This window comes from Devosia sp. P3_B2 (genome assembly GCF_056402875.1).
Map to the genome: position 1 here is coordinate 90,185 of NZ_JBFUGO010000001.1, position 24,846 is coordinate 115,030.

Consider the following 24,846-nt stretch of genomic DNA (forward strand, 5'->3'; position numbering starts at 1 on the left):
GTCAGCCCTCGGCGCGGGCGGATACGTCGTTGGCGGGGGCTCCGATGATCTCGGGGGTGAGCGGCACGGTGGTCAGCGTCGACAGGAAGTCGGTGCGGCGAGTCGGCAGCTGCTCGTAGAACCTCTTCAGCCCAGGCTCGACTTTGGCCGATAGCGCGATGCATTCGGCCAGCGCGCCGCGGGTATCCTTGCCGGTGCGGAGCGCCTCGAGGGCATCGGCATGGGTGGTCTTCAGCAGGCTGAAGGCGCCGGACTTGGCGAGGTCGGCATCGCCCACGAGCAGGTAGATGACGACGCGCTCGGTCTTGCCCTTCAGCGCCAGGGCGCCGGCTTCGAGCATGGCGAAATCGGAGGCGGCGAGGCGGACGGGCTCGGTAACGAGGATGTCGTAGGCGACCTCCTTGCAGGCGCTTTCGACGCGGCTCGCGACGTTGACGGTGTCGCCGAGCGCCGAATAGTCGAAGCGGGTCTCGAGGCCCATGTTGCCAACCAGCGCCTCCCCGGTGGAGATGCCGATACCGATGCCCAGCTCCTGCACGCCGTTGCCGCCCCTCAGGTGGAAGGCGTCGTGGCGGTTGAGCTCGGCGAGTTTCTGGCGCATGCCGAGAGCGGCGCGCAGCGCCTTGCGCTCATGGTCGGGCACATCGACCGGCGCGTTCCAGAACGCCATGATGGCGTCGCCGATGAACTTGTCGATGGTGCCTAGCCGGCCGGTGATCTCGGCGCCGAGCGCGCCGAACAGCGTGTTGATGATGGCGAGCAGGCGGGCTGGCTCGAACCGCTCGCTGAGCGAGGTGAAGCCGCGCGTATCCGAGAACAGCACGGTGATGCGGCGCAGGTCGCCGCCGAGCTTCAGCCGGTCGCCGTTCTTTTCGATTTCGCTGAGCAGCGACGGCGCGACGTAGTAGCCGAAGGCGCGGCGGATCTGCTTTTTGGCGCGCTCGGTGGTGACGAAGCGGAAGAAGACCAGGGCGAGGTAGAGCAGGGTCAGCCCGACCAGCGGGAAGCTCGGATCGAGCATGATGCCGTCGGTGAGGAACAGCCACCAGGAGACGCCGATGGCGCCGGCAAGGCAGAGCGCGCCGGCGGCGAGGCCGGCGACCGGCCCGAGCAGCAGCACCACGGTAACCAGCAGTGCGCCGAGAGCGAGGAAGCCGACGATCTCGAGGCCGGCAACCCAGTCGGGACGGCTGAGATAGGTGCCGGAGAGGATCTGCTCGATGGCCTGGGCGTGGATGGTGACGCCGGCGACGTTGTCGCCCAGCGTGGTGTTGTGGATGTCGAGGAGGCCGGAGGCGGAAGTGCCGATCAGCACGATATTGCCGGCGATGCGATCGCTCAGCTGCCGATAGTTGCGGCCGAGCAGGTCGGCGGCGGAGACCATCATGTCCGGGTTCGGGCGGCTGTAGTAGAGCCAGAGGTCACCCTCGGAGGTCAGCGGGATGTTGAAATCGCCGACCTTCAGGCCTTCGACATAGCCCTCCGCAGCGGTATCGCCGAAGACGACGACCGCGCCGACCCCCATGGCGATGCGCAACGCTTCGAGCGACAGCGTCGGGAACAGCTGCGAGCCGTTGGTCCACAGCATCGGCAGGCGGCGGACGGCGGTGGTCGAGAGGGTGGAATTGAGGCTGAGGGCGGCAAGGCCGGGGGCGGCGTCGCGCAGGATCGGGATCGGAGCGGCGGTGCCGCTGAGATAGGGGATGCGCTCGCTCGGATCGGGGCCGGAAATGGCAAAGCCACCCTTGGGGCCGCCAGTCATCGGCTTGCCCGCGGGGGTGAGCGAGAAGCCGAGAATGGCCGGGGCGCGCGAGAGCGACGCGGCGAAGATGGCGTCATAGTCGGGCAGGGTCGCGGCATCGACGCCGGGCAGGGTGGCGGCGATGCGGCTCGGCGACATGCGGTCGGGCTCGGGGAACAGCACGTCGAAGCCGATGGCGGCGGCGCCGAGTTCGGTCAGCCGGTCGGAGAGGGTGGCGAGCCGATCGCGGGGCCAAGGCCACTGGCCGAGCTCGGCGAGAGACCTCTCGTCGATGTCGATGACGCGGACCGGGAATTCGCCCTGCGGACGGGGGTGGAGCCGCTGGTAGAAATCGAAGGCGATTTCGCGGAGCACCTGTACCGGGAACGGGTCGGCAATGCGCAGCAGCGTCAGCAGGACGACGACGACGAGACCGGCGAAGATAGGAATGAGGCGCCGGAGCATGGGGTTGCGTAAGTCCCTGGATTGATCAATCGCCCCGCTTCGGCGGCGGCGCTTCGTTGTCGGATTTGACGAGGCTGTCCGGGGCGCCGGTAGTGGAGTGGAGGAAGCATTCGCGGGCCTGGGCGACCCAGAAGATGCTCAGCAGGTCGCTCTCGGAGATGGCCCAGGGGAACATGCCGCGCATGGTGTTGCGCTCCTGGCCGGTGAAATCGTGGGTGTTGCCGAGCAGCTTGGCCTGGCTCAGGTCGAACATGCCGACGTCGCAGACATCGCTGACGTCGATGCACTGGTTGGCGAGGGTGCACATGATGACGGTGCCGTGGAACAGCAGCAGCGATGAATGGTCCTGATGGACGTTCATGTCGAAGGCGGTGCCGCGCACGCCGACGGTGCCGGTAGGCGTCTTGATGATGTAGCGGTCCTTGGGGGCGCCGCCGGTAACGAAGCGGAAGGTGCCGCTCAGCGCGTTGATGGCGAACTTGCCGCCCGAGCCGTCCTCGCGCAGCAGGTAATCCTCGATGACGAGGGACGAGCGTGGTCCGACGACGAGTTCGGTCCGGTCGGAGAATTTGATCTGCACGAGGCCCTTGGCATCGGTGACCACACGATCGCCGATGAAGACGTCGGTGCCGACAACGAGGGTCTTGGTGCCGGTCTTGTCTTCGAGCCTTGCGGCGGGGTCGACCCCGAGCGCCGTGCCGGAGGCCGCGAAAGCGGGCTGCAGCGCCAGCAACAGCAGAGCAATCGAGGTAACCAGCCTACGCATCGAAACCTCCAAGCGGACAAACGTCCGGCGCGGACGAACTGCCATGCCGTCCATGAACGCCGGCTGAACGGCGCTTCACTGAACCTAACACAGGACTAAACTCTGTGCTTGCCTCAAACAACGGAGCTTGCAAGCATCTGTTCTCGGGGTAGGCCGTGGGGGCGCTGTCCCGCAAGGACAAGACCGAATGGTCGGGCTATTTTTTCTGTTGTTCATAGGGCTGGAGTTCAAGCATTACATCGCCGACTATTTTCTGCAGCCGGGATGGATGCTGGGCGGCAAGGGCGATTTCCGCCAATTGGGCGGTTACGCGCATGCGGGCGTGCATGCCGCGCTGACCGCGCTGATACTGCTGTTGGCGGGCACGCCCCTGCCATGGCTGGCGGGCATCGTGGTGGCCGAGTTCGTGGTGCACTACCTGCTCGACTATTCCAAGATCCACTATTCGCGCGGCGTGCATGTCGACACGCAGCCGCGACGGTTCTGGAGCCTGCACGGGCTCGACCAGATCACGCACCAGCTGACTTATGCGGCGATTATTTATGGTGTGCTGGTGAGCAAGGGGCTGGCTTAGTGTGGCTTTGGGCCGCGCCTAGGTCATCTGCCAGTGCACTGGGCGGAGTGCATGACTCCACCAACTTACTTGCGCGTGCGGCGGGCGTGCTTGGCTTCGTCGGGTTTTTCGACGAGCTGGGCGAGGATCTTGTCGACGAGGTCGAGGTCTTCGCGCTTGCCTTCGGACTGCTGCTGCAGGTCGACCAGGTAAGAGGTCGTATAGTAGAGGCGGCGGGCCAAGAGAGTCGCGACGTAGAGCGCGATCTCGGGGTTGCCGCCGAGGAAACTGATGGCGTCGTCGATGGCGTAGGCCTTGACGTTCGATAGCGCTTTGACCGTGGCGCTCGAGGGCATGTCGAGCAGCACCGCCATCTCGCCGAAGATCGAGCCGGGCTCGTCGATATAGCTGACCTGGGTGTCCTTGCGCAGCACCTCGACCTGACCGTCGATCAGGACGAAGAGCTTGCCCTCCTGGCCGCCTTCCTTGATCAGGATATGGCCGGGGCGGAAGCTCTGTGCCTCTCGCCCTTTGCAATAGTCCAGAATATCCGACATCGAGCCCTCACCCGCCTGCAGCGCCGGCAATAGTGCGCTAACGCCATCTAGTTCGTCAAACATTGCGGCGGCTTGTTGGCTCATTGCTGTGGGCCGCGCAAGAAGAAAGGGCCGGTAAGACCGGCCCTTTCACACGTCTTTAGTGGTTGTCGCGGGGCAGCCCGGCGGTCTGTGCCAGGCGCTGGTAGTTGACCGCGTTCTTGAGCACCGCGCCGGAGCCGAGCTGGTCGACAACGCCGCGCTGGATTTCCTGCCACGGGGTCTGGTGCGCCGGGTACTTGTAGCCACCGGCCGCATGCAGTTCGGCGCGGCGCTGCTCGATTTCCTCGGCCGAGATCAGGATGTCGGCTTCGCCCTTGTTGAGGTCGATGCGTACCCGGTCGCCGGTCTTCAAAATGGCGAGGTTGCCGCCCGCGGCTGCTTCCGGCGAGGCGTTGAGGATCGAGGGCGAGCCCGAGGTGCCCGACTGGCGTCCGTCGCCGATGCAGGCGAGCGAGGTGATGCCCTTCTTGATCAGGTAATCAGGCGGCCGCATGTTGACGACTTCGGCGGCACCCGGATAGCCGATCGGGCCGGCGCCGCGCATGAACAGCAGGGTGTGCTCGTCGATGGCGAGCGCGGGGTCGTCGATGCGCTTGTGGTAGTCCTCAGGGCCGTCGAACACCACGGCCTTGCCCTCGAACATGTTCGGGTGCTCGGGGTTGTTGAGGTAGCGCTCTTTGAACTCCTCGGAGATCACCGAGGTCTTCATGATGGCGCTATCGAACAGGTTGCCCGAGAGGACGAGGAAGCCGGCTTCCTTCTTCAGCGGATTGTCGAAGTGGCGGATGACCTTGTCGTCCTGGATGGTGGTCGACCGGCAGTTCTCGCCGATGGTCTTGCCGTTGACGGTGGGGGCGTTCTCGCGGATCAGGCCTTGGGTCATCAGCTCGTTGACCACCGCCGGCACGCCGCCGGCATGGTAGTAGTCCTCGCCGAGATATTCACCGGCCGGCTGCAGGTTGACCAGCAGCGGCACCTTGTGGCCGTAGGTCTCGAACTCCTTCAGCTCAAGCTCGACGCCGATATGCTTGGCGATGGCCTGGATGTGGATCGGAGCATTGGTCGAACCACCGATCGCCGAGTTCACGACGATGGTGTTGATGAAGTTGTCCTTGGTCAGGATGTCGGAGGGCTTCAGGTCCTCATGCACCATCTCGACGATGCGCATGCCGGTGCGCCAGGCCATTTCCTGCCGGTCGCGATAGGGTGCCGGGATGGCGGCGGAGCCGGGCAACTGCATGCCGAGCGACTCGGCCAGCGAGTTCATGGTCGAAGCTGTGCCCATGGTGTTGCAGTAGCCGGTCGAGGGGGCGGAGGAGGCCACCAGCTCGATGAACTGCTCGTAGCCGATTTCACCCGCGGCCATCATCTGGCGCGCCTTCCAGACGATCGTGCCCGAACCGGTGCGCTCGCCGCGGAACCAGCCGTTCAGCATCGGGCCGACCGACAGCGCGATCGCCGGGATGTTCACCGTGGCGGCGCCCATCAGCATGGCGGGAGTGGTCTTGTCGCAGCCGATGGTCAGCACCACGCCGTCGAGCGGGTAGCCGTACAGCACTTCGACGAGGCTGAGATAGGCGAGGTTGCGGTCGAGCCCCGCGGTCGGGCGCTTGCCGGTTTCCTGGATCGGGTGGACCGGGAATTCCATGGCAATGCCGCCGGCATCGCGGATGCCGTCGCGGACGCGCTTGGCGAGCTCGAGGTGATGGCGGTTGCAGGGCGAGATATCGGAGCCGGTCTGCGCGATACCGATGATCGGCTTGCCGGACTGCAGCTCTTCGCGCGAGATGCCGTAGTTGAGATAGCGCTCGAGGTAGAGCGCAGTCATGTCCGGGTTTTCCGGATTATCGAACCAGGCGCGCGACCGGAGCTTCTTGCCCTGCGTGGTCTCGCCTTTACCCGAACTCATAGTGATCTCCTCAAATCAACAGGCTGTTTCGACGATCCATAGCCCAATCCAGATGGACTGGGCAGGCATTCCTTCGATTGAGGGAGGATCGTACCGGCGGCGATGATAAACATCGGAATATCAGGTGGCAATGGGCCGTTGGGAGTGGAGCAGCACGGATGCCGGCGGTGCGGCGGAATGCCTTCTCCCCTTGTGGGAGAAGGTGCCCGAAGGGCGGATGAGGGGTCCTCTCCGCGCACTCAGTCGCTCGTCGCTTCGCTCCGACCGGCTTTGCCGCTCCCCTCCCCGTCACGCTAGGGAGGACTATCGCCGGGTGCTGTCGCGGGCTTCGAGGCTGATGGGTTGCAGCACGATGGGGTCGTCGATGGTCTCGCCGTTGAGGCGGTCGAGCAGCATGCGGCCGGCATCGCGGCCCATCTGGTAGCTCGAGACGTGGAGCGTGGTGAGCGAGGGGCGCACATGCGGGGTGAAATCGAGGTCGCCATAGCCGGCGATGGCCACCTGGCCCGGCACAGCGATGCCGCGATCGGTGGCGCGGACGATGGCGCCGGAGGCGAGGACATCGGTGCCGAAGAAGATGGCGTCGCAGTCGGGCAGTTGCTCGAGAATCTGGTCGAAGGCGTGCATGCCGTCGGCGAAATTGCGGGTACCGTCCATGGGGTAGATCAGATCGAGCTTCAGGTCGTGCTTGGCGAGCCCGTGGCGGAAGCCCTCGATGCGCTGGATGGTACGGTCGATGGTGTGGCCGCTATAGGCGATGCGGCTGAACCCCTGCTCGCCGAAGTGCTCGCCCATCAGGCGGCCGGCATCGTAGCTCGAGGACCCGACGAGCATGTCGATGGGGTCGGGGCGGTTGCCCCACATCTCCATCACCGGAATGCCGAGCTTCTGCAGCGCCTGCCGGGTCTGGTCGGCGCGGACCACACCGGTGAAGACGACACCCGCGGGGCGGAACGGCAGCACCGACTCGACGACGTCGATCTCGAGCATTTCCGAGTAGCCGGTCTGCGCGAACATCAGGTGGTAGCCGCTGCCTTCGACCGAATCGACGATACCCTGCACCGAGGTGGCGAAGTGCGGGTTGAGGAGGCTCGAGACGAAGACGGTGATGACGTTGGAACGGCCGGAGCGGAGCGAGGAGGCGAAGCGATTGACCACATAGCCGGTCTGCGCGACGGCTTCGAGGATGCGCGCCCGCGTGTCGTCCTTGACCTTGTCGGGGTACGACAGGGCGCGCGACACGGTGATCGGCGAGACGCCGGCTACACGTGCTACATCCTCGACGCGAACCGGCCGGCCCGCGCGCTTGCGTATGTCTCCGTCCCCCAACTCATTTCCCCCAAATAACCCACCATGCGCCTAGAGACGCGGGATGGTAAAGCGCCAGTAGTGCGGCGCAGTGCAATGACCCTCGATCCTGATCACTTCGTTCCACTTCGCAGTCCGTTCCGACCGCGTCATCGAGCCGACCTTGATCTGATCGGACATCAGGCCGACGGCCAGATGACTGAGCGTCACGTCTTCGCTTTCCCCGGACCGTCCCGACTGGATGGTATTCCAACCAAGAGATCGAGCGCGCGTGCTTGCCGCAATCAATTCGGTGAGGGTGCCGCACTGGTTCGATTTGAGCAACACCGAATTGCAGCAACTCAGTTCTGCCGCAAGGGCAACACGGGACTCCGAGCTGGTTAAGTAATCGTCGCCGATGATCTGGATGGACTTTCCGAGGCGCCGAGTGATTTCGGCGAAGCCCTCGTCGTCGTCTTCGGCGAGCGGATCTTCGAGCGAGACGATCGGGTAGGCGGCGACCCAGGACTCGAGCAGCTCGATCATCTCGAGGGTGGAAAGGTCCCGGCCCTCGAGGGCCAGGCGATAAGCGCCATCGGCGTAGAACGAGGTGGCGGCGACGTCGAGGGCGATGCCGATATCGGTGCCGGGGCGGAGGCCGGCGTCTTCGATGGCGCGCGTGAGGAGTTCGAGGCCATCCTCGTTGGCGGTGAAATCGGGCCAGACGCCGCCCTCGTCGGCGACGCCGTTGAGCTTTCCCTTTTGCGCCATGGCCTTGGCGGCGGCGATATAGACTTCGGCGATCTGCTCGGTGGCTTCGGCGAAGCTTCGGGCGCCGACGCCGAGGATGAGGAAATCCTGGATGTCGATGCGGTTGCCGGCGTGGCGGCCGCCGCCGAAGATCTGGATCATGGGGGCGGGGATGTGCTCGATGGCGGGGTCGAGGCCGCTGAGCTGCCTGAGGTGGCGCCAGAGCGGGACTTTCTGCTCGGCGGCGGCGGCCCAGGCGATGGCGGAGGAGGCGGCGACGATGGCGTTGCCGCCGAGGCGCGTCTTCTGTGGAGTGCCGTCGAGCGCGATCATCGCGTGATCGGCGGCGGCCTGGTCGAGGGCGTCGAAGCCATTGAGGCGGCTCGCGATTTCGCCGTTGACCGCAGCCAATGCACCGTTGACGCCGTAGCCGCCGAGGCGCTTGCCGCCGTCGCGCTTGTCGAGCGCTTCACGGCTGCCGGTGGAGGCGCCGGAGGGGGCGATGGCCCGGCCGGTGGCGCCGGAGGCGAGGGTGACTTCGACCTCGACCGTGGGGCGGCCGCGGGAATCCCAGACCTGCCGGCCGAGAATGGTCTTGATGGCTGACATAACGAGGTGGGTTTCCTGAACGGTTATGAACGGAGGCTGTCGAGCAGATGAACGATGCCCGACGCCGGATTGCGGATGAACGGGATGGCCTTGTCGCGAACGGCTTGCCGTTCGCCCTCATCGAGATATTCGACCGGTGATTTGCCATCGACACGTGCCAGCATCAGGCACGGAAGAAGCGCGGCGACGCGCTGCTCGATGCCGACGCGATGGGCGATGGGGAAATGGGCAATCCAGGTGGTCGCGAAACTCTTCGCCTGATTGATCAGGGTACCACCGAGCGCCGGCAGGTGGATGGATTTGAGCACAAGGTGGTTGAGGCAGAAGGCGGCGTCGAAGGCCGGGTCGCCACACCATGCGCACTCGGCATCGAGTAACACAGGGTGGCCATCGTGACGGTTGACCAGGATGTTCTTTGGGCTGACGTCGCCGTGCACCAGCGCGACCCTAGTGCCCGCGGTGATCTTCAGCACGGTCAGGAATTGCTCGCTGAGTTCTGGATGGCGACCGGCGGTGTACCGAAGATAGGGATCGAGCCTGAGGGCGTCGAACATGACGTCGGTTCGGAACTCTGCCTTGGGCCACACCTGCAGGAAGCTGGCCGCATGGATGCTGCCCAGAGCATCGGCGACGGCCACCGGCACGGCGGGGTCGGCGCGGCCGGCGAGGAGTTCGGACTTCCACAGCACGTAGTCTTCGGGCGGCAAGTATTCGAGCAGCGCGATACCGTGCTCGCGGTCCTCGCCGATCACTTGGGGCGCGGCGCCGGGGACGATGGCGTTGGCGCGACGGAGCCAGGCGACTTCGTAATGGTTGCGCTCGAGTGGCGCCTGCCAGTCGGTCGCGACTTTCAGCTTTTGCAGGGCCCGCTTGGCGCAGTACTGGCGGCCGTCGTCGAGGCGGATGCGGACGATATCGGAGGAGACCCCGCCGGTCAGCGGCTCGACGGTGACAGTCTTGCCGGGGTCGATGCCGGCGGCAGCAAAAATCGGGGGGAGCAGCGCTTCCCAGGTTAGGTCTTTCGTCTCGCTCGGCATCCTATCCTTCCCCCATCCCTTGACTGGTATGGTAGCGGATGGGAGGCATTGGAACAATCGACCGGCTGATCAGGCTTTGGTCGGACGAAGCGCTGGAGGAGCGGGAAAGATGGGACGGCTCGAGGGGAAAGTAGTGTTCATGACGGCGGCGGCTGCCGGCATCGGCGGGGCGGCGGCGACGGCGTTCGCGCGCGAGGGGGCGCGGGTGATCGCCACGGATCGCGACGCCGCGGGGATTGCGCTGAAGGGCGAGGAACTGAAGGCGATTTCGGCCGGGCACGAGGCCTATGCGCTCGACGTCACCGACCACCTGGCGCTGCGCGAGGCGGCAGCGCGGCATCACGACGTCAACGTGCTCTATAACGGCGCCGGCTGGGTGCACCAGGGCATGCTGGGGACGACGACGCTGGAGGAGTGGCAGCTCAGCTTCGATATCAACGTGACGCCGATGTTCGTCTTGACCCAGGCGTTCCTGCCGGCCTTCATCGCGCAGGGCGGGGCCAACATCATCAATGTTGCTTCGGTCGCCTCCTCGATGAAGGCGGTGCCGAACCGGGTCAGCTACATGTCGAGCAAGGCGGCGGTGATCGGGTTCACCAAGTCGGTGGCGTTCGACTACATGAAGAACGGAATCCGGGCGAACACCATCTGCCCCGGCAGCGTCGACTCGCCGTCGCTGCACGAGCGGGCGAACGCGCTGGGCAACCATGACGAGGTGTGGAAGACGTTCGTGGCGCGCCAGCCCATGGGCCGCATGGCGCAGCCCGAGGAGATGGCGCATCTGCTGGTGTATCTGGCCAGCGACGAGAGCGCCTATGCCACCGGCTCGAACTTCGTGGTGGATGGCGGAATCACGATGTAGGCGCGCGCTACGTGCTTGGCGCGTAGGTGGCGAGCAGCCAGGCGACGATCGCGGTGCGATCGAGCAGCTGATCGGCGGGTGGGGTCGAGACCGGCCTGATGGCGTGGCGCTGCAGTGCGGCGTTGAGGGCCAGCGGACGGTTCTGCGGATTGACCACCGCGAGGGTGCGGTCGGCAATCTCGGTCGCCAGCGTTTTGGACATGGGTTTGGTCAAGTTGGGATCATCCGTTTTGTCTTCCTCCTCCAGCCGGCGTTCGAGGCGATTTACGAAAGCATCGCTGGTCGTGTGATCGCCGCTCTTTGCCGCGGCCGCAACCAGTCTTTCTCCCACCTTCCTCGCGTCCTCGAGCGGCCAGGTCTCCGCGATCCGGAGATAGGCGCCGCGGAACCTGGCGTCGTTCAGATGCTCCAGCCAAAGCTTGGGCTCCAGCCTGAAGGCCGCGGCGATGAAGAAATCCCAGACCCGGTCGTGACGAAACTGGAGGCGCTGCTCTTCACCGTCGGCCGTGTAGGCGCTGCGCTCGACCACCAGTCGCCACTTGCGCAGGCTACGGGTCTCGTCAACGAACTCACCCTTTCGGAACCAGTTGCGGTCTTCGAGGCGCATCTTGATTGCATTGTCGCCAAAGGCCAGCAGCGGGAACTGCTGGCCGGCATGCAGTACGCGGTAGCCGTCGTCCTCGTCGGTATCGGCCAGGTGGAAGGCCTCGTCGATCAGTGCCGTCGCTTTCGGCATCGTACCGTTGGCGAGGAGATCGGCGGCGAGGGACAGGTCGAAGGGGTTCGACAGCATCAGGGCGGCGGCCTGCGACTCGTCCTTGGGCACCAGATCCAGTGCCTCGCGCAGGAATTCGTCGACGGCCTCCTCGTAAGGTTTGCCATGGCGCGGCGATTCAGAGTCGGCGCCTACTGGTCGCGACTTCAGGAACTCGGCGGCCAGCTCCCGGCGCAAGGGCTGCAGTGTAAGGCGTGTGGAGCCGGCGGGCTCGGTCCAGTCGATGGGCTGGGTTCCGACGAAGATGTCGCCCCGCGCCCCCTCGCGGGCAAATGTCCCGATGTTCTCGCGGGTGCCGGCCGAGACCTCGTTGAGGCCGTCGATGATGACGGTCAGGGCCCGGATATGGACGAGGCTCTTGATGAAGTCTGCTTCCTGAAGCCGGTGGATGCGCTCGGCGATGGCGACATCAACCCCCGCGGCGCAGTCGCGCGCATTGAGGAAGGCCACATGCGGCCGGTTGATGGCTAGCCATCTGAGGGCGCTGGATTTCCCGAGCCCGGCTTCGCCGCGGACAACGACGATGCCGTGCAGGTTGGGCAGGATGTTCTTGAGGGGTGCAGGTTTGGCGTCGCCCAGTTCGGCTTCCCCATTATCGAAATAGCCGAGCCTTTCGACGAAGCCCTTGGGATTGGCATCGCGGATGAGGTCATCACGGAAGGTGTCGAGGATCCGCCCACGGAAGTATGGCACCGCAATCAGCAGCAGGGGCACGGTCCAGACGCTCAGGTATTCGCGCAGCTTGGGATTGTGAAAGAACGCGGCCTGCACCATCGGCGAGTAGGGGAAAGCAAACAGGAGCGCCGCCCAGAAGGCGATCCAGCCAACGACGCCGTAGCTCAGGGAATTGAAGATGGGGACCCGGCTCTCCGCCGCCAGGTGATCGCCAAGCGGCTGCTGGTAACTGGAGCCGGCCTGGATGAAGCTGGCGTGGACCTGCTCGATGGTGGCCCGCTGTGCCGGCGTCCAGCAGGTCAGGAAGCTCCCGGTGGTGGCTATGTCGACGACCGCGCCGATCGCGCCATTGAAGAGCTGCTGGAGGAAATTGGTTCCGGCAGGTTTGCCGCAGGCGGCATAGATGATGCGCATGATCACCTCCTCTGCCTCCTTGCGAGCCGAGGATTCTGCGGCCAGCGCTTGCCAGTTGGAATGGATCAGCCGGATGGCCGCGCTGGCCTTGACGGGATCGGCGGAGACAGCCGCAATCGCAGGCTCCATGGGCGCTCCCAGGAGGGAGAGCAGCAGGGTGCTGTCAGGGTCGTCGCCAATCGCGATGTGAGCGGCGGCGCGGAACTTGGGCACCGATTTGTCGCTGCGCGTCTGGATCAGCTTGATCGCCGCGATCGTCCCGGGCACCCCTACGGGGCCGAAGCTGGCGATGCCGTTGAGGGCGGCTGAGTTCGCCGATTTCAGGCTCGATTCGCGCAGGCCCAAAATGGCGCCGATGACTTCGGCGAACTTGTACTTGGAGGGAGCCGCGCTCAGGACATGGGTGGTTGCCAAACCGCCTGGTGATGCACCGATCTGCGGCAGCAGTGCGTCGACCATCTTGTCTGGTGCAACGTCGAACTTGAGCGCGCCGATCGCATCGATGATCGAGGCGCGAGAACCGGGGAGCAGCGGAAGGAGAGCGTCCAACACCTCATCCTTGTCCAACTCGCGTCCAAGGGTCGCCAACCCATCGATCGCCGCGTCCCGAGTGTCGGTGTTTTCGGACTTGAGCAGCACGAGAAAGCGGTCCGCTACGTCTTTGCGCGCTTCGCCGGCGGCCAGTGTTGCCAGGGTTGCGAGCATCTCTGGTTGGCCCGGGTTGGCCGGATCCGCCAGCGGCAGAAACCGGTCGATCACCTGAGCCTTGCGTGTCCCCAGTGGCAGTTTCTCAATCAGGTATGCCACCTCGCGTTGCAGTGGGAGGTTCTCAGTCGCGAGCAAAGGCAGCGCGACGTCGATCACCCGGTCCCGCTGCGCAGGATCATGCGTTGCAAGTTCGGCGAGGGCCTCGGCGGCGATGCTACCGTTCCCCTCGCTCAGGACAGCAAGAATTTCGGGGTAGAGTTGGGCGGTGCGATCGCCCAGCGGCATGGTCGCCAATGCGGTCGCCGCTGCGGCCCGGGCGTCGTACTCCTCCTCCTGCTCGATCACCGCCCGGAGAGACGTGATGATCGCGTCGGCCTTTGAACCCAGATCTGTGGTGCCCAGAGCGGCGGCTGCCGCGACCCGTCGGGTTCCCTTGAGTTGGAGCCGCAGGGCTTCAACCACCCGTGGCGCATCGTCACCCAAGGGCATCTTGCCCACGGTCGCCATCGCGGCGGCGGCAAGCTCGGCGTTGGCGCCGCCGAAGAGTTTCAGCAGTGCCGACACGGCCGCCTTTCTCGACGAACCATCGGGCGGGATGTCCGCCAGCGCGTTGGCGGCGACCCGCGCGACGATGGGATCGGGCTGCTGAAGATGCTTGATGAGTGTGTCGACGATAACCGGCCGCCGATCCCCCAGATCGTGCCTAGCAAGCCCCTTGGCCGCGGTTATCCAAGCGATCGGATGCTTGTCCGCGGCGGAAATCAGACGATCGGCAACGATGCGGGCCAGGTCCGGAGTGGGCACGGCATCAACTGGTTCGGGACCAACGATTACATCAGGGTCAATGACGTCGTCGCGATCAGGCAAGATCGACACCAAAGCGTCGGCGAAGCTCGCCTTCTGCTGCGCGTTCAGAGGCAGCTTGGCGAGCGCGATCAGGATGTCGGACCTGATACCATTGCTGGTCTCTGCGTCGAGTTGCTCGAACAGTGCGGCAATGATGCGCGCGCCTTGAGTGCCGTGCTCCATCGTCCCCAGGGCCGATATCGCGTCGACGTCGCCTTTTGCTGCAGCCTCGATCAGGCTGTCGACGATCCGGTGCGTGTCCGGTCCCGAGGGCACGACGGCAAGGGCTTCGAGGGTGGCGCGCCGTGCCGATGAGGTTTCCAGGAGCTTGAGCAGCCGGTCAACGACATGCGTGCTTCTTTCGCCAAGGGGTACGTCTGCCACTAGGTGGCCGGCGAAGATCACGGCTTCTGCTGCGACCTGTTCGGAAGGATCGGCGAGCGCGGCCTCGAAGCCCTTCACCATCCAATCCTTGCTTGGCAGCGAAGTCGACTGGGCGAATACAGATGAAACGAGGCACAATGAGCCGAAAATCACGCAAAGGATCGTACGCATTGTGCTTCCCCCCAAAGAAGTACAGGCTACGGTGGTGATAGACTGCCATGTTCTATGCGGCCTCGAACAACGTCAAGTCCGGCGGGGGCAAATAACTTCACAGCCCGAAGGTCAGCTGTTTGTCAGCCGCGCGCCGATAAGCTCCTGCGATCAGATCGCAGGTCGGTGCGGGGACGATGCCTCGGTATGAAGTGACGCTCTACGATTTCCTGGCCACGCCGCCGAGCGCCAGCGCGCCGGAAACGGTGGACGCTCCGGATGCGATGGCGGCGGCGCGGCGGTTGGTCGACGTGCCGCTGGAACGGACGGGGTATTTTGCGAACCTGGCGGCCGAGGTGAAGCGGTTCGAGGGCATGAGGGTGACCGAACGGGTGATGCTGTACCGCAAGCTGGCGTGATCAGGGCTGTCGCCTCACGTAGGCAGCGATCGCTCCGCCCGCCCCGTCAGCGCAGCACGCGATAGCGCAGGTGGACTGTGCCGGCTTCGCCTTCGAGCACCCGGCGTGACGATCCCGGTTGACTCGGCCCTTGGGGCCGCTCCGATAAGGGAGGCGGTCAAGCAAATGAAGGGTGATTCCATGGGGTCCTCGACTGAGTTTCTGAACGCCTCCGATGCCGCCGGCCGGCTCGGAGTTTCCGCCAAGGCGCTACGGCTTTACGAGCAGCGCGGGTTGATCGTGCCGGTGCGCACCGCGGCTGGGTGGCGCACATATGGGCCGGAGCAGATGGCCAGGGCCGGCGAGATCGCGGCGATGCGGGCGCTCGGCCTGAGCCTTGCGCAGGTGGCGCGGGTGCTTGGGGGAGATGCACGGGAGCTGGAAGCATCGCTGGCGGCGCATCAAGGCGTGCTCGAAGGCCGGATGCAGCAGCTGTCCGGAATGATGGAGCGGCTGCGGCAGCTGCGCGAGCGGCTGAGGCGCGGCGAGGCGCCGGTGAGCGGCGAACTGGCGAGGCTGATGGCGGAGCCGGCGCGGAGCGTCGGGTTCGACCTGCCGTGGCCCTGGGGCGGCGAGCGGTTCGAGCTGAGCCAGATCCGCGCGATCAACTACATCATCGGGCCGCTGGGGAGCGGCAAGACCAAGCTGGCGCAGAAGCTTGCGGAGGCGGTGCCGGGGGCGATGTTCCTGGGGTTGGACCGGCTGGTGGATGGCACCGCGGCGGAAAGCCGGATGGCGGGGGATGCCGGGCTGAAGCAGCGGGTCGCGGCGACGCTGGGTTGGCTGGTCGATGATGGCGCGACGGAGTCCGAGGCGCTGACGGCGCTGGTGGCGGGGCTGGAGACGGATGGGCCGGATGTGCTGGTGATCGACATGATCGAGCAGGGGCTGGACCAGGCGTCGCAGGAGGCGGTGATCGCGCATCTGCGGCGCCGGGGCGAGGGGGCGCGATCGCTGTTCGTGATGACGCGGTCGAACGCGATCCTCGATCTCGGGGCGGTGGGGGCGGATGAGGCGATCATCCTTTGCCCGGCCAATCACAGCCCGCCGACGGTGGTGGCGCCCTATCCGGGCGCCGCGGGATATGAGGCGGTGGCGACGTGCCTCGCCTCGCCCGAGGTGCGGGCGCGGACCGAGGGGGTTATCGCCTGGCGGCCGCAGGTGGCTTGAGGGGAGAGGACGGGGTGAGGTGATCACCCCGCCAGTCTCTGAGGTTGTGGCCCCGCGGGGGAGGATCAGGCCTCCCCTTACGCCTTCCAGGCGCCGGCGATCTGGCGGGTGGCGGCGTTGAGGCGGTTCGCCGACCCCGAGCGGCTGGCGGGCTTGGAGGTCGAGGCGCTGCAGTAGCGGGCGCTCAGCTCGCGGCGGGGGCGAAGGCTTCCATCTGCTGCATCACCTCGTCGCGGGCGCGGATGGCGCGCTGCCGCCAGTCGGCCGGCGAGACGCCGCCTAGGCCGAGCAGGACGCGCAGCATATCGGCGCCGAACAGGCGGTCGATGAACAGGGCGCCGAGGCGCTTGTGCTCGGCTGTGCCGAGGTCGCGCGACTCCGGCTTTTCGGCAAGGACCACTTCGGCGAACTGCTCGAGGTGGCCGACGAAGCCGCTATAGGCGGTCTCGCCCAGCTGCGGGAAGCGTGCGGTTTCGGCCATCACGGCCCGCATCAGCGCCACCGTCTCGTGATTGGCGAGCCGCGCTTGGGCGATCATGCCGACCTCGACCAGCACCTCGGCCAGCGGCCGCTTCATCAGCTCGATGAACCCGGCCTGCTCCTCTTCGTCATTGGGATCGCAGGCGCTGGCGATGACGGCGGCGAACAGGTCGTCCTTGCTCTCGGCATGGCGATAAAGGGTCATGATCGACACGTCGGCCGCCGCCGCGATCGATTCCATGCTGGCGCCCTCGAAGCCCTGCTCGAGGAAAATATCCTTTGCCGCCGCGAGGATAGCCGCACGCTTGCGCGCCATCAGCTTCGCCTTGGGGTGATCGGCAGCCCAATCCTTCATGCCCGCTTGACCTTCAAACGATAATGCTCCATATCGTATCGCGAAACGATAGTGTACCCTATCGTATCTAGTGATGAACAAACCCTGGAGCAAGTCCTATCATGAAAGCGGTCCGTCTGCAGTCCTATGGCGATGTCGATCAGTTGCAGCTTGAAGACGTCCCGGTGCCCACTCCCGGCGCCGGCGAAGTGCTCGTCAAGCTCGAGGCATCGGCCGTCAATCATTTCGATCTCTTCGTCCGGCAGGGCTACATGGCCCAGATGATCCCGCTGGCGCTGCCGGCGATCCTGGGCGGTGACGGCGCCGGCACGATCGCGGCGGTCGGGCCTGATGTGAGCGGCTTTGTGGTGGGCGATCGGGTGATCGCCAATTTCCCGGTCAACGGGGCGGGGGCGCATGCCGAATACGGGGTGGCCTCGATCAATGGCGTCGCGAAGCTCCCCGCCAACGTGAACTACGAGACCGGCGTGACGTTGCCGCTGGTGGGGCTCACCGGACGGCAGGTGGTTGATGTGCTGGGCGTCAAGGCTGGCGATCGCGTGCTGGTTGCCGGCGCGCTGAGCGCGGTCGGGCGCGTCGCGGTCCACTATCTGAAGCAGCTGGGTGCCAAGCCCGTGGCGGGCGTGTTGCCCGATGAGTTGGCCGAAGGCGAAAAGCTCGCTGGCGAAGCGCTGGATATCACCGTGGCGCCGGGCAAGGCCGAGTTCGACTTTGCGGTTGCCGCAGTGCAGCCGGCGGCGGCCAACGCGGTCAAGCATGTGCGCGACGGCGGCAAGGTCGGCTCCTCGGTGCAGGCGCCGGAGGGTGCCAACCCGAATGTCACGTTCCAGACCGTCTATCACCAGCAGGACGGCAAGCAGTTGCAGCAGATCGCCGACGCGGCGGGCCGTGGCGAGCTGACGATCCCGGTGGCCAAGACCTTCGCCCTCGCCGAACTCGGCAAGGCGCACCAGGCGCTCGCCGCCGGCCCGCGCGGCAAGATCGTCGTCACGCACTGAACAGATCCAGACTTTCGAGGACAATGAGATGACTATCGAAGCCGGCGCCGTGCGGCGCACGAACTGGTTGAATATCGGGCTGTGGGTGGCGCAAGTGCTGCTCGCCGTCATGTACTTGATGGCGGGCTGGATGAAGCTCAGCCAGCCGATGGCGGGACTCGCCGCCATGGGCATGGGCTATGCGACGACGCTGCCGGAACTCTTCGTCCGCTTCGTCGGGCTGATGGAAGTGCTGGGCGCGATCGGGCTGATCCTGCCGGCGGCAACCCGCATCCTGCCGTTCCTCACGCCGCTGGCGGCGCTGGGACTGACAATCGTGCAGGTGGCGGCGATTATTCTCCACGCCACACGCGGTGAAACGGCGATGACGCTGCCGATCAACCTGGTGCTGCTGGCGCTGTCGCTCTTCGTGCTGTGGGGCCGGACCCGCAAGCGGGTGATTTCGCCGCGCTAGGATCGCGAGGGGAGCGGGCGTGCCGTTCCCCCCTTTCGCCCCGGTGATGCAGCCGCTACAGAGGCTCCGCCATTTATTGAGGAGCATCCGATGAGCATCACCCGTTACCAGCCCGGCAAGCGCATGAGCCAGGCCGTCGTCCACGGCAACACCGTCTATCTCGCCGGGCAGGTCGCGACCGACTACAACGGCACGATCGAGAAGCAGACCGGCGAAGTGCTGGCGGCGATCGACAAGCTCCTCGCCGATGCCGGCTCGAGCAAATCCAAGGTGCTGTTCTGCCAGGTGGTGCTCAACAACATCGCCGATTTCGCGGCGATGAACACGGTCTACGACGCGTGGATCGATCCGGCCAACCCGCCGGCCCGCGCGGCGATCGAGGCGCGCCTGGCGCACCCGGCGCTGAAGGTCGAGATCATCGCGATCGCGGCGCTGGACTAAGGGTTAGTGGCCGCCCGTGCGTAGGGCCGCCCCCGCCACCATGCTTCGCATGATCTCCCTCCCCCGCCGCGCGGGGGAGGATCACCGATAGGCTGGTGCCGATTACTTCGCCTTCTTCGCAGGGACGGCAGCTCTTGGCTTGGTCGCGGCTTTCTTGGCGGGTTTGGCTTCCGCCTTGGCCTTCACGGGCTTTGCGTCTTTTGCCAGCTTTGGCGATTTGACGGCGGCCGGCATGGCGCTGGGGTTTTTGCCCTTGGTGGCCCTGGCCACGCCATTGGCGGTGGCTTCGGCGAAGGCATGGGTCGCCTCTTGGTGGGCGAGGCGCCAGTAGTGATCGTGCTTGCCGTCAGGGCGGCCGTCAGCTTCCCACATGTAGTAGGCGCGCTGGCGGATGGCGTCGTCGTTGACCATGGCAGCGGCGTCGGCTGCCTTCGATTTACCGGGCAATTGTCATTCCCCCGAAGTGAGGGGCGCGACCGGGATGGCGCGCCAACCCTAATGCAGACCACATCAGCCTAGCAGCGACGGCGCGCGACGCGAAGAGGCGTTGCTGCAGGCGAGCTATGAACGGCGCGTACAGGGCGCCAGTTCCCAAGCGGCCCGTCTCGGGCCGCTTTCGAGATTGACGGTGGGCGGCTAAGGTTTGCGCGCCTGGATAGGAGAGCACGCATGAGCCGATCGTTCGACGCCATCGTCATCGGGGGCGGGCAGGCCGGCCCGTTTCTCGCAGCGCGGTTGGCCGACGCGGGACGGCAGGTGGCGCTGGTCGAGCGGCGGTTCATGGGCGGCACCTGCGTCAACAATGGCTGCCAGCCGACCAAGACCCTGGTGGCGAGCGCGCGGGTGGCGTGGCTGGCGCGGCGGGCGGCGGATTTCGGGATTTCGACCGGGCCGGTGAGCGTCGACATGGCGGCGGTGAAGGCGCGCAAGGAGAAGATCGTGCTGGCCTCGCGCCAGGGGCTCGACGACTGGATGGAGTCGACGCCGAACATCACGGTGTTCCGCGGCTCGGCGGCGTTCGTTTCGCCGCACGAGGTCGAGGTGAATGGCGAAGTGCTCGAGGGGGCCGAGATCTTCCTCAATACCGGCGCAAGGCCGGTGGTGCCGGACTGGGCCGAGGGCGTGCCCCATCTCACGAATGTCTCGGTGCTGGAGCTCGATACGCTGCCCAGGCATCTGGTGATTGTCGGCGGGTCGTATATCGGGCTCGAGTTTGCGCAGATGTATCGCCGCTTCGGGGCCGAGGTGACGGTACTGGCACGCAGTCCTCGGCTCGCGGCCAAGGAGGACGAGGATGTGTCGGCGGCAATCCGCGACATTCTCGAGGGGGAGGGGATCCGGGTCATCACCAATGCGGGCTGCATGGCGGCCGAGCGGCGGGGCGACGGCGTGGCGGTTCGCTATGCGGCGGGCAGCCAGGAGGTCGAAGGCAGTCACCTGCTGCTGGCGGTGGGGCGGGTGCCCAATGTCGAGGATCTGCGGCTCGAGAGGGCCGGCGTCGCGCTGGACGAGGAGGGGTTCATCGAGGTGGACGACAAGCTACGGACCAACCAGTCGCATATCTATGCGCTGGGCGATGTGAACGGGCGTGGGGCGTTCACCCATACCTCGTACAACGACTTCGAGATCGTGTCGCAGAACCTGCTCGATGGGGCGGACCGCAAGGTGAGCGAGCGGGTGCCGGCCTATGCGCTCTATATCGATCCGCCGCTGGGGCGGGCGGGGATGAGCGAGGCGGAGGTGCGGAACTCCGGGCGGCCGGCGCTGGTGGCAACGCGGCCGATGACGCGGGTGAGCCGGGCCAACGAGCGGGCGGAGAACCTGGGGTTCATGAAGGTGTTCGCCGATGCGAAGACGCGGCAAATCCTTGGGGTGGCGTTGCTGGGGATCGAGGGCGACGAGGTGATGCAGTCGCTGCTCGAGGCGATGGCGGCGGGGGTGAGTGTCGACACCATCATCCGCACCATGCATGTGCACCCGACGGTGAGCGAGCTGGTGCCGACGCTGCTGGGTGACCTCAAGCCATTAGTTTAGTGACGGCCGCCATCTGGCGATCAAAATCGGCGCGCCAAATTGACTCTTCGTGGACCCGAATCAATGGTGGGGGCATGGGAGACGCAGCACTCAGCGATACAGTCATCTCGTTCCGCCTGGCGCGGGCCGAGGAGTTTGCGCGGCAGTGGAAGATCAACGCCAAGCGGCTGCAGAGCCTCGCCAACAATCCGCAGACTCCGGACTCGGTGCGCAGCGATGCGCTGGCCGAGGCACGGACGGCGGCAGGGATCGTCGGGCAGCGGGCGACGGACCTGGCGGAACTGGCCAAGCAGCGCGGGTTTGCTGCCTGGGAGTCGGACCCGAAGGTGGCGCCGCTGGTGGTCGAGATCCGCGCGGTGGAGCATGCGCTGAGCTATGCCGCGGATGCGTTGAGCAAGTAGCTCTCGCTGAGAGTCTGGCCGCCCCCTCCACCGGCGCGGCCGGTGACAGCTTACTGCCCCATCTGGATGACGGCTTTGTCGGGGAGGTCGACCGGGGGCATTTCGGAGAAGGTTAGGGCGCCGGGGTCGCCGATGTTTTCAGCGCCTTCGCCGCCGCTGGCCGAGAGGCTGGCGTCGCCGTCAGTGTTGATGGCGCCCTGACCCTGTTTTTGCGCGGTCTGGGCGGCGTTGGCCTCAGCGTTGCCGGTGGCGGCGAACTGGCCGAGGACCTTGCCGCCGCCTTCGATCTGCTGCTGCGCCGAGGCCACCTCGGTGGCGATCTCGACCTTGTATGGGACCTCGAAGGCGCGGGGCGGACTGATGACGATCTGGCGGTCGTCGACTTCCTCGACCCAGAGATAGATGGCGCCGGGCAGGTTGTTGAGCTTGTCGGGCTCGACGATGCGGGTAGCGAGGAGGCCGAAGCGTTTGGGCATCTCGCCGGGGCTGGCCCAGCCGACGAGGCCGGTCATGGTGAAGTAGAGCACTAGCACCGAGCCGAGCGTCACGACGATGGCGGCGGCCTTGATCCACCACTTCCACAGCGAGGTGAGGTTGAGGCTGAGCAGCAGCAGCGCGAGGACGAGGAACAGCGCGACGGCGCCGACGATGATCAGCGGGTTCACTTGCGCACCGCCTGGATCAGCGACACCGGCACGGTGTTGATGTTGCTGACAGCGCCGTCCTTGTCGAGGGTGAAGCGGACGACGGTTTTCTCGTCGCCTTTGTGATCGAGGACGAGCGTGTCGTAGTAGACCACCGAGAGCTTGGGGTTGATCTTTTCGACCTTGATGGTCACCGGCACGGCGGCGGCGCTGGGGTTGGTGAAGTGGTAGATATTCACCGCGTAATCGCCCGGCAGGATGCCGCGGACCGTCACGGTTTCCTGGTTTAGCGCGATGTGGTGGGTGACGCCGTTGACGGTGACTTCGTCGAGATAGTTGCCGCGGTCGTCGCGATCGAGGGTGACGAAGCCCTTCTGCATCGAGTGGTACCAGACGACGTTGCCGGTCGGGTCCTGCACGTAGGTGTCGATGTCGTCGTCGCTGTCGTCGGGCCAGGTGGTGGTGATGATGAATTCGGCGTTGGTGTCGATGATGCCCGACTTGGCGTCCGGCCGGATCAGCGCGAAGGCGACGAACACCATCATGGTGAAGCCGAGCAGCACGTTGAACAGGATGTCGGTGAACGGCACGAAGGTGCCGTCGTCGCTCTCCGCGCCGCTGAAAAGGCTAGGGCCGTCCATCGTGGCTCCGCTCGATGGCGGGGACGACGTGGATCTCGGAGACCTCGGCGATGAGGGAGAACAGCTCGCCGATGGCGCCATCGAGCTGGAAATACTGGAACTTGAGGACTAGCGCTGTGGCGATGCCGGCGACGGTGACGTTGAGCGCCACGGCCATGCCGCCGGTCATTCCACTGAGCGCGCCGCGCAGGGTTTCGGCGTCGAACGAGGTGAGGCCGGCGATCGGGATCAGCATCAGGATGAAGCCGATAGCGGTGCCGAGGAGGGCAAGGCGGAGCAGGCCCTCGGAGACGAAGAGGCCGATCTTTTCGCGGGAGCGGAGCTTGTCGGCGACGGTGCGGAGCAGCAGGGTCTGGTCGAGTTGGCCCTTGCCGCGGATATCGGCCTTTTTCACCAGGTTGCCGACATGGGCGGTGAGCAGGCCCGGTTCGAGCAGGGTGCCGGCGCCGGTGAGGACGTGCACGCCGGCGAGGCGGAAGCCGGTGGCGCTTTCGGCCTCGATCACGGCGCGGGCGCGGCGGGCGGCGATCAGTTCGCGGCTGATGTCGATGGCCTGCATCAGGCAATGGAGGCTGGTGATGACGAAGATGGCGAAGATCAGCAGCGAGATGCGAGTGTGGTCGGAGGCGAGGACCGAACCGAGGAAGCCGAGCTGCCAGAGGGTGAGGAGGCCGAGCGCGACGAGCACGTTGACGATCAGCCAGCGCAGCACGGCGTTGTAGTCGCGCCGCTCGATGGGCGGTCCGATGACCGCTGCTTTCACGTCGTCCAAACCCGTTCCTCCGCACCCCGGCCGGCTCGCTTCGCTGCGGGGCGAGCTCGTTCCGCAACCGCTAGCATGAGGCGGAGATCGCCTCCGCCTATGCATCGCATTGGAAATGCCAACGTGGCCTGCAAGCGATTGGCCTTTAGTGGCGCGACAAAGGTGCCGATTGCTGCGCCCCGCGGGAGCAGTCAGGCTGGTGCCGGGCATAGCTGAGGACGGGCCAGATGGCTGAGTGGCGTGAGCATCAATATCGGCGGCTGATCGATGCCGAGACGCATGCGCGGCCGGTGCTGGGCATGACGCCGCCGATCCGCATCCGGCGGCTGGCGTTCATGAGCGCCGATGGCGGCGCCGACTTGCGCGCGCTGCATGGGCAGATGGGGGTGGTGGCCGGGGTGGCACCGGAAGGGCCGGCCTGGGCGCGGCAGCTGGCGTTCAGCCGCGACGGGCGGCGGGTGACGTGGGAGCTGCACAACGAGTTTGCCACGATGACGTGGACCGGAGCGGCGGATGACTGGGACGCCAAGCCCGCGGGGATCGGGCTCGAGCTGCACGAGAAGCTGCTGCTGGTGTTCGCGACACGCATCGACGTGATGCCGACGGACACCATCGGCGAGGCGGCGCTGGCCGGGTTCAATCCGCTGAGCCTCTGCTACTCGTCGATCTTCGACGACGGGGCGCAGGCGGCGACCGACTTCCACCTTGATGCCGACGGGTTCACCCGTTTCGAGGTGGCGGCCGGGCGGAGCGGTGAGCTCAGGATCGGGGTGATCGTCCGGCGGCTGTTGGAGATCGAGACCTATCGGACGATGGCGCTGATCGGGCTGCCGCTGGCGCGGGAGCTGGGCGGGCGGGTGTCGGGCTATGAGCGGCAGCTGGCCGGGATCATGCAAGCCGTGGGGGAGGGCGACACCGCCGAGGACCACGAGGTGTCGCTGGCGGCGCTGCATAAGTTGAGCGTCGAGATCAGCCGCACGGTAGAGGAGACGAGCTTCCGCTTTGCCGCGACGCAGGCCTATGGCGAGGTGCTGGCGGAGCGGCTGACGCGGCTGCGCGAGCATGCGATCGGTGAGTTCACCACCATCGAGCGGTTCCTCAACAACCGGGTGCACCCGGCGCTCGCCACCTGCAAGGCTATGGAGAAGCGGCTGACGGCGCTGACGCAGAAGGTGCAGCGCTCGATCGAGCTCTTGGACGCGCGGATTACGCTGTCCATCCAGACGCAGAACCGCTCGGTGCTCGATGCGATCAGCAAGACTGGGCGCAGCCAGTACCGGCTGCAGCTGACGGTCGAGGGGCTATCGATCATCGCCATCTCGTATTACGCGCTGGGGATCCTCGGGTACATCTTCGAGGGGCTGCACGAGGTGCTGCCATTCACCAAGGGCGAGATGCTGGCGGTGGCGGCGCCGGTGGTGGTGCTGCTGGTGTTTCTGGGCATCCGGCGGCTGCGGAACCGGCATTTGTGATCGCC

At 65.9% G+C, this 24,846-nt stretch carries 23 protein-coding genes; 10 read left to right on the forward strand and 13 right to left on the reverse strand.

The genetic code is table 11. The annotated features are described in order from the left end of the window. Position 1: 1 nt before the first annotated feature. Entirely contained in the window at positions 2 to 2,206 is a 2,205-nt protein-coding gene (locus AC1DV8_RS00485; protein ID WP_477148402.1) for a CHASE2 domain-containing protein, read from the reverse strand. Between the two features lie 25 nt (positions 2,207 to 2,231). Then, positions 2,232 to 2,972 (reverse strand): FecR family protein, encoded by a 741-nt coding sequence (locus AC1DV8_RS00490; RefSeq protein ID WP_477156076.1) that lies wholly within the window; start codon positions 2,970 to 2,972, stop codon positions 2,232 to 2,234. A gap of 187 nt (positions 2,973 to 3,159) precedes the next feature. On the opposite strand from AC1DV8_RS00490, the gene AC1DV8_RS00495 reads away from it, so the two are divergent. Further along, positions 3,160 to 3,546, forward strand: coding sequence for a DUF3307 domain-containing protein (locus tag AC1DV8_RS00495; protein WP_477156077.1), 387 nt, complete (start codon positions 3,160 to 3,162; stop codon positions 3,544 to 3,546). A gap of 65 nt (positions 3,547 to 3,611) precedes the next feature. On the opposite strand, the gene AC1DV8_RS00500 is transcribed toward AC1DV8_RS00495, so the two are convergent. The 5 genes from AC1DV8_RS00500 to AC1DV8_RS00520 form a co-directional block, all read right to left on the reverse strand. Further along, a complete protein-coding gene (locus AC1DV8_RS00500) occupies positions 3,612 to 4,082 on the reverse strand; it encodes a Crp/Fnr family transcriptional regulator (RefSeq protein ID WP_477148399.1) in 471 nt (156 codons plus the stop codon). 139 nt (positions 4,083 to 4,221) lie between these two features. Continuing rightward, positions 4,222 to 6,033 carry an IlvD/Edd family dehydratase gene (locus tag AC1DV8_RS00505; RefSeq protein WP_477156078.1) on the reverse strand — a complete coding sequence of 604 codons (1,812 nt, stop codon included), beginning with the start codon at positions 6,031 to 6,033 and terminating at the stop codon, positions 4,222 to 4,224. Between the two features lie 303 nt (positions 6,034 to 6,336). Then, positions 6,337 to 7,362: a LacI family DNA-binding transcriptional regulator gene (locus AC1DV8_RS00510; protein WP_477148396.1), complete on the reverse strand. Its 1,026-nt coding sequence runs from the start codon at positions 7,360 to 7,362 to the stop codon at positions 6,337 to 6,339. A gap of 30 nt (positions 7,363 to 7,392) precedes the next feature. Further along, the gene (gene eno / locus AC1DV8_RS00515) at positions 7,393 to 8,679 is read right to left on the reverse strand and encodes a phosphopyruvate hydratase (protein WP_477156079.1); all 1,287 of its coding nucleotides are present in this window, start codon (positions 8,677 to 8,679) and stop codon (positions 7,393 to 7,395) included. A gap of 23 nt (positions 8,680 to 8,702) precedes the next feature. After that, positions 8,703 to 9,716, reverse strand: a complete 1,014-nt coding sequence (locus AC1DV8_RS00520) for a phosphotransferase family protein (protein ID WP_477156080.1) — start codon at positions 9,714 to 9,716, stop codon at positions 8,703 to 8,705. Positions 9,717 to 9,825: 109 nt separating this feature from the next. Here AC1DV8_RS00520 and AC1DV8_RS00525 point away from each other — a divergent pair, with 109 nt between their 5' ends. Then, entirely contained in the window at positions 9,826 to 10,578 is a 753-nt protein-coding gene (locus AC1DV8_RS00525; RefSeq protein WP_477148393.1) for an SDR family oxidoreductase, read from the forward strand. A gap of 7 nt (positions 10,579 to 10,585) precedes the next feature. Here AC1DV8_RS00525 and AC1DV8_RS00530 read toward each other — a convergent pair whose 3' ends face one another. Next, positions 10,586 to 14,551, reverse strand: coding sequence for an NACHT domain-containing protein (locus AC1DV8_RS00530; RefSeq protein ID WP_477156081.1), 3,966 nt, complete (start codon positions 14,549 to 14,551; stop codon positions 10,586 to 10,588). 176 nt (positions 14,552 to 14,727) lie between these two features. Between AC1DV8_RS00530 and AC1DV8_RS00535 the strand changes: the two genes are divergently transcribed. Both AC1DV8_RS00535 and AC1DV8_RS00540 read left to right on the forward strand, forming a co-directional pair. After that, a complete protein-coding gene (locus tag AC1DV8_RS00535) occupies positions 14,728 to 14,949 on the forward strand; it encodes a hypothetical protein (protein WP_477156082.1) in 222 nt (73 codons plus the stop codon). A 180-nt stretch (positions 14,950 to 15,129) separates the two neighbouring features. Further along, entirely contained in the window at positions 15,130 to 16,158 is a 1,029-nt protein-coding gene (locus AC1DV8_RS00540; protein WP_477156083.1) for a MerR family transcriptional regulator, read from the forward strand. Between the two features lie 184 nt (positions 16,159 to 16,342). Here AC1DV8_RS00540 and AC1DV8_RS00545 read toward each other — a convergent pair whose 3' ends face one another. Next, positions 16,343 to 16,993, reverse strand: coding sequence for a TetR/AcrR family transcriptional regulator (locus AC1DV8_RS00545; protein ID WP_477156084.1), 651 nt, complete (start codon positions 16,991 to 16,993; stop codon positions 16,343 to 16,345). 101 nt (positions 16,994 to 17,094) lie between these two features. Between AC1DV8_RS00545 and AC1DV8_RS00550 the strand changes: the two genes are divergently transcribed. The 3 genes from AC1DV8_RS00550 (at position 17,095) to AC1DV8_RS00560 (ending at position 18,886) form a co-directional block, all read left to right on the forward strand. Next, positions 17,095 to 17,991 carry an NADP-dependent oxidoreductase gene (locus AC1DV8_RS00550; RefSeq protein ID WP_477148386.1) on the forward strand — a complete coding sequence of 299 codons (897 nt, stop codon included), beginning with the start codon at positions 17,095 to 17,097 and terminating at the stop codon, positions 17,989 to 17,991. A gap of 28 nt (positions 17,992 to 18,019) precedes the next feature. Then, complete coding sequence (locus AC1DV8_RS00555) at positions 18,020 to 18,445, forward strand: DoxX family protein (RefSeq protein ID WP_477156085.1); 426 nt, start codon at positions 18,020 to 18,022, stop codon at positions 18,443 to 18,445. 90 nt (positions 18,446 to 18,535) lie between these two features. Further along, positions 18,536 to 18,886: a RidA family protein gene (locus AC1DV8_RS00560; RefSeq protein WP_477148384.1), complete on the forward strand. Its 351-nt coding sequence runs from the start codon at positions 18,536 to 18,538 to the stop codon at positions 18,884 to 18,886. A 102-nt stretch (positions 18,887 to 18,988) separates the two neighbouring features. Here the strand turns inward: AC1DV8_RS00560 and AC1DV8_RS00565 are convergent, their stop codons facing one another. Next, positions 18,989 to 19,333: a DUF2934 domain-containing protein gene (locus AC1DV8_RS00565; protein WP_477156086.1), complete on the reverse strand. Its 345-nt coding sequence runs from the start codon at positions 19,331 to 19,333 to the stop codon at positions 18,989 to 18,991. Between the two features lie 222 nt (positions 19,334 to 19,555). Between AC1DV8_RS00565 and AC1DV8_RS00570 the strand changes: the two genes are divergently transcribed. Together AC1DV8_RS00570 and AC1DV8_RS00575 are read left to right on the forward strand one after the other, a co-directional pair. Next, positions 19,556 to 20,920, forward strand: a complete 1,365-nt coding sequence (locus AC1DV8_RS00570) for an FAD-containing oxidoreductase (RefSeq protein WP_477156087.1) — start codon at positions 19,556 to 19,558, stop codon at positions 20,918 to 20,920. Positions 20,921 to 20,994: 74 nt separating this feature from the next. Further along, on the forward strand, positions 20,995 to 21,321 hold the full coding sequence (locus AC1DV8_RS00575; RefSeq protein ID WP_477156088.1) for a hypothetical protein: 327 nt from the start codon (positions 20,995 to 20,997) through the stop codon (positions 21,319 to 21,321). A 50-nt stretch (positions 21,322 to 21,371) separates the two neighbouring features. On the opposite strand, the gene AC1DV8_RS00580 is transcribed toward AC1DV8_RS00575, so the two are convergent. Genes AC1DV8_RS00580 through AC1DV8_RS00590 form a run of 3 tightly spaced genes read right to left on the reverse strand, consistent with a single transcriptional unit; the run spans position 21,372 to position 23,378 of the window. Further along, entirely contained in the window at positions 21,372 to 21,986 is a 615-nt protein-coding gene (locus AC1DV8_RS00580) for a hypothetical protein (protein WP_477156089.1), read from the reverse strand. Further along, complete coding sequence (locus AC1DV8_RS00585; RefSeq protein ID WP_477156090.1) at positions 21,983 to 22,606, reverse strand: hypothetical protein; 624 nt, start codon at positions 22,604 to 22,606, stop codon at positions 21,983 to 21,985. Before AC1DV8_RS00585 ends, AC1DV8_RS00580 begins: the two co-directional genes overlap by 4 nt. Further along, positions 22,593 to 23,378: a hypothetical protein gene (locus AC1DV8_RS00590; protein WP_477156091.1), complete on the reverse strand. Its 786-nt coding sequence runs from the start codon at positions 23,376 to 23,378 to the stop codon at positions 22,593 to 22,595. Before AC1DV8_RS00590 ends, AC1DV8_RS00585 begins: the two co-directional genes overlap by 14 nt. 218 nt (positions 23,379 to 23,596) lie before the next feature. Between AC1DV8_RS00590 and AC1DV8_RS00595 the strand changes: the two genes are divergently transcribed. Next, on the forward strand, positions 23,597 to 24,841 hold the full coding sequence (locus AC1DV8_RS00595; RefSeq protein ID WP_477156092.1) for a DUF3422 family protein: 1,245 nt from the start codon (positions 23,597 to 23,599) through the stop codon (positions 24,839 to 24,841). Positions 24,842 to 24,846: the final 5 nt, after the last annotated feature.

Excerpts from the sequence above, each read along its gene's own strand:
- AC1DV8_RS00485 (WP_477148402.1), bottom strand. The coding sequence starts at position 2,206 with ATGCTCCGGCGCCTCATTCCTATCTTCGCCGGTCTCGTCGTCGTCGTC.
- AC1DV8_RS00490 (WP_477156076.1), bottom strand. The coding sequence starts at position 2,972 with ATGCGTAGGCTGGTTACCTCGATTGCTCTGCTGTTGCTGGCGCTGCAG.
- AC1DV8_RS00495 (WP_477156077.1), top strand. The coding sequence starts at position 3,160 with ATGGTCGGGCTATTTTTTCTGTTGTTCATAGGGCTGGAGTTCAAGCAT.
- AC1DV8_RS00500 (WP_477148399.1), bottom strand. The coding sequence starts at position 4,082 with ATGTCGGATATTCTGGACTATTGCAAAGGGCGAGAGGCACAGAGCTTC.
- AC1DV8_RS00505 (WP_477156078.1), bottom strand. The coding sequence starts at position 6,033 with ATGAGTTCGGGTAAAGGCGAGACCACGCAGGGCAAGAAGCTCCGGTCG.
- eno (WP_477156079.1), bottom strand. The coding sequence starts at position 8,679 with ATGTCAGCCATCAAGACCATTCTCGGCCGGCAGGTCTGGGATTCCCGC.
- AC1DV8_RS00520 (WP_477156080.1), bottom strand. The coding sequence starts at position 9,716 with ATGCCGAGCGAGACGAAAGACCTAACCTGGGAAGCGCTGCTCCCCCCG.
- AC1DV8_RS00525 (WP_477148393.1), top strand. The coding sequence starts at position 9,826 with ATGGGACGGCTCGAGGGGAAAGTAGTGTTCATGACGGCGGCGGCTGCC.
- AC1DV8_RS00530 (WP_477156081.1), bottom strand. The coding sequence starts at position 14,551 with ATGCGTACGATCCTTTGCGTGATTTTCGGCTCATTGTGCCTCGTTTCA.
- AC1DV8_RS00535 (WP_477156082.1), top strand. The coding sequence starts at position 14,728 with ATGCCTCGGTATGAAGTGACGCTCTACGATTTCCTGGCCACGCCGCCG.
- AC1DV8_RS00540 (WP_477156083.1), top strand. The coding sequence starts at position 15,130 with ATGGGGTCCTCGACTGAGTTTCTGAACGCCTCCGATGCCGCCGGCCGG.
- AC1DV8_RS00545 (WP_477156084.1), bottom strand. The coding sequence starts at position 16,993 with ATGAAGGATTGGGCTGCCGATCACCCCAAGGCGAAGCTGATGGCGCGC.
- AC1DV8_RS00550 (WP_477148386.1), top strand. The coding sequence starts at position 17,095 with ATGAAAGCGGTCCGTCTGCAGTCCTATGGCGATGTCGATCAGTTGCAG.
- AC1DV8_RS00555 (WP_477156085.1), top strand. The coding sequence starts at position 18,020 with ATGACTATCGAAGCCGGCGCCGTGCGGCGCACGAACTGGTTGAATATC.
- AC1DV8_RS00560 (WP_477148384.1), top strand. The coding sequence starts at position 18,536 with ATGAGCATCACCCGTTACCAGCCCGGCAAGCGCATGAGCCAGGCCGTC.
- AC1DV8_RS00570 (WP_477156087.1), top strand. The coding sequence starts at position 19,556 with ATGAGCCGATCGTTCGACGCCATCGTCATCGGGGGCGGGCAGGCCGGC.
- AC1DV8_RS00575 (WP_477156088.1), top strand. The coding sequence starts at position 20,995 with ATGGGAGACGCAGCACTCAGCGATACAGTCATCTCGTTCCGCCTGGCG.
- AC1DV8_RS00585 (WP_477156090.1), bottom strand. The coding sequence starts at position 22,606 with ATGGACGGCCCTAGCCTTTTCAGCGGCGCGGAGAGCGACGACGGCACC.
- AC1DV8_RS00595 (WP_477156092.1), top strand. The coding sequence starts at position 23,597 with ATGGCTGAGTGGCGTGAGCATCAATATCGGCGGCTGATCGATGCCGAG.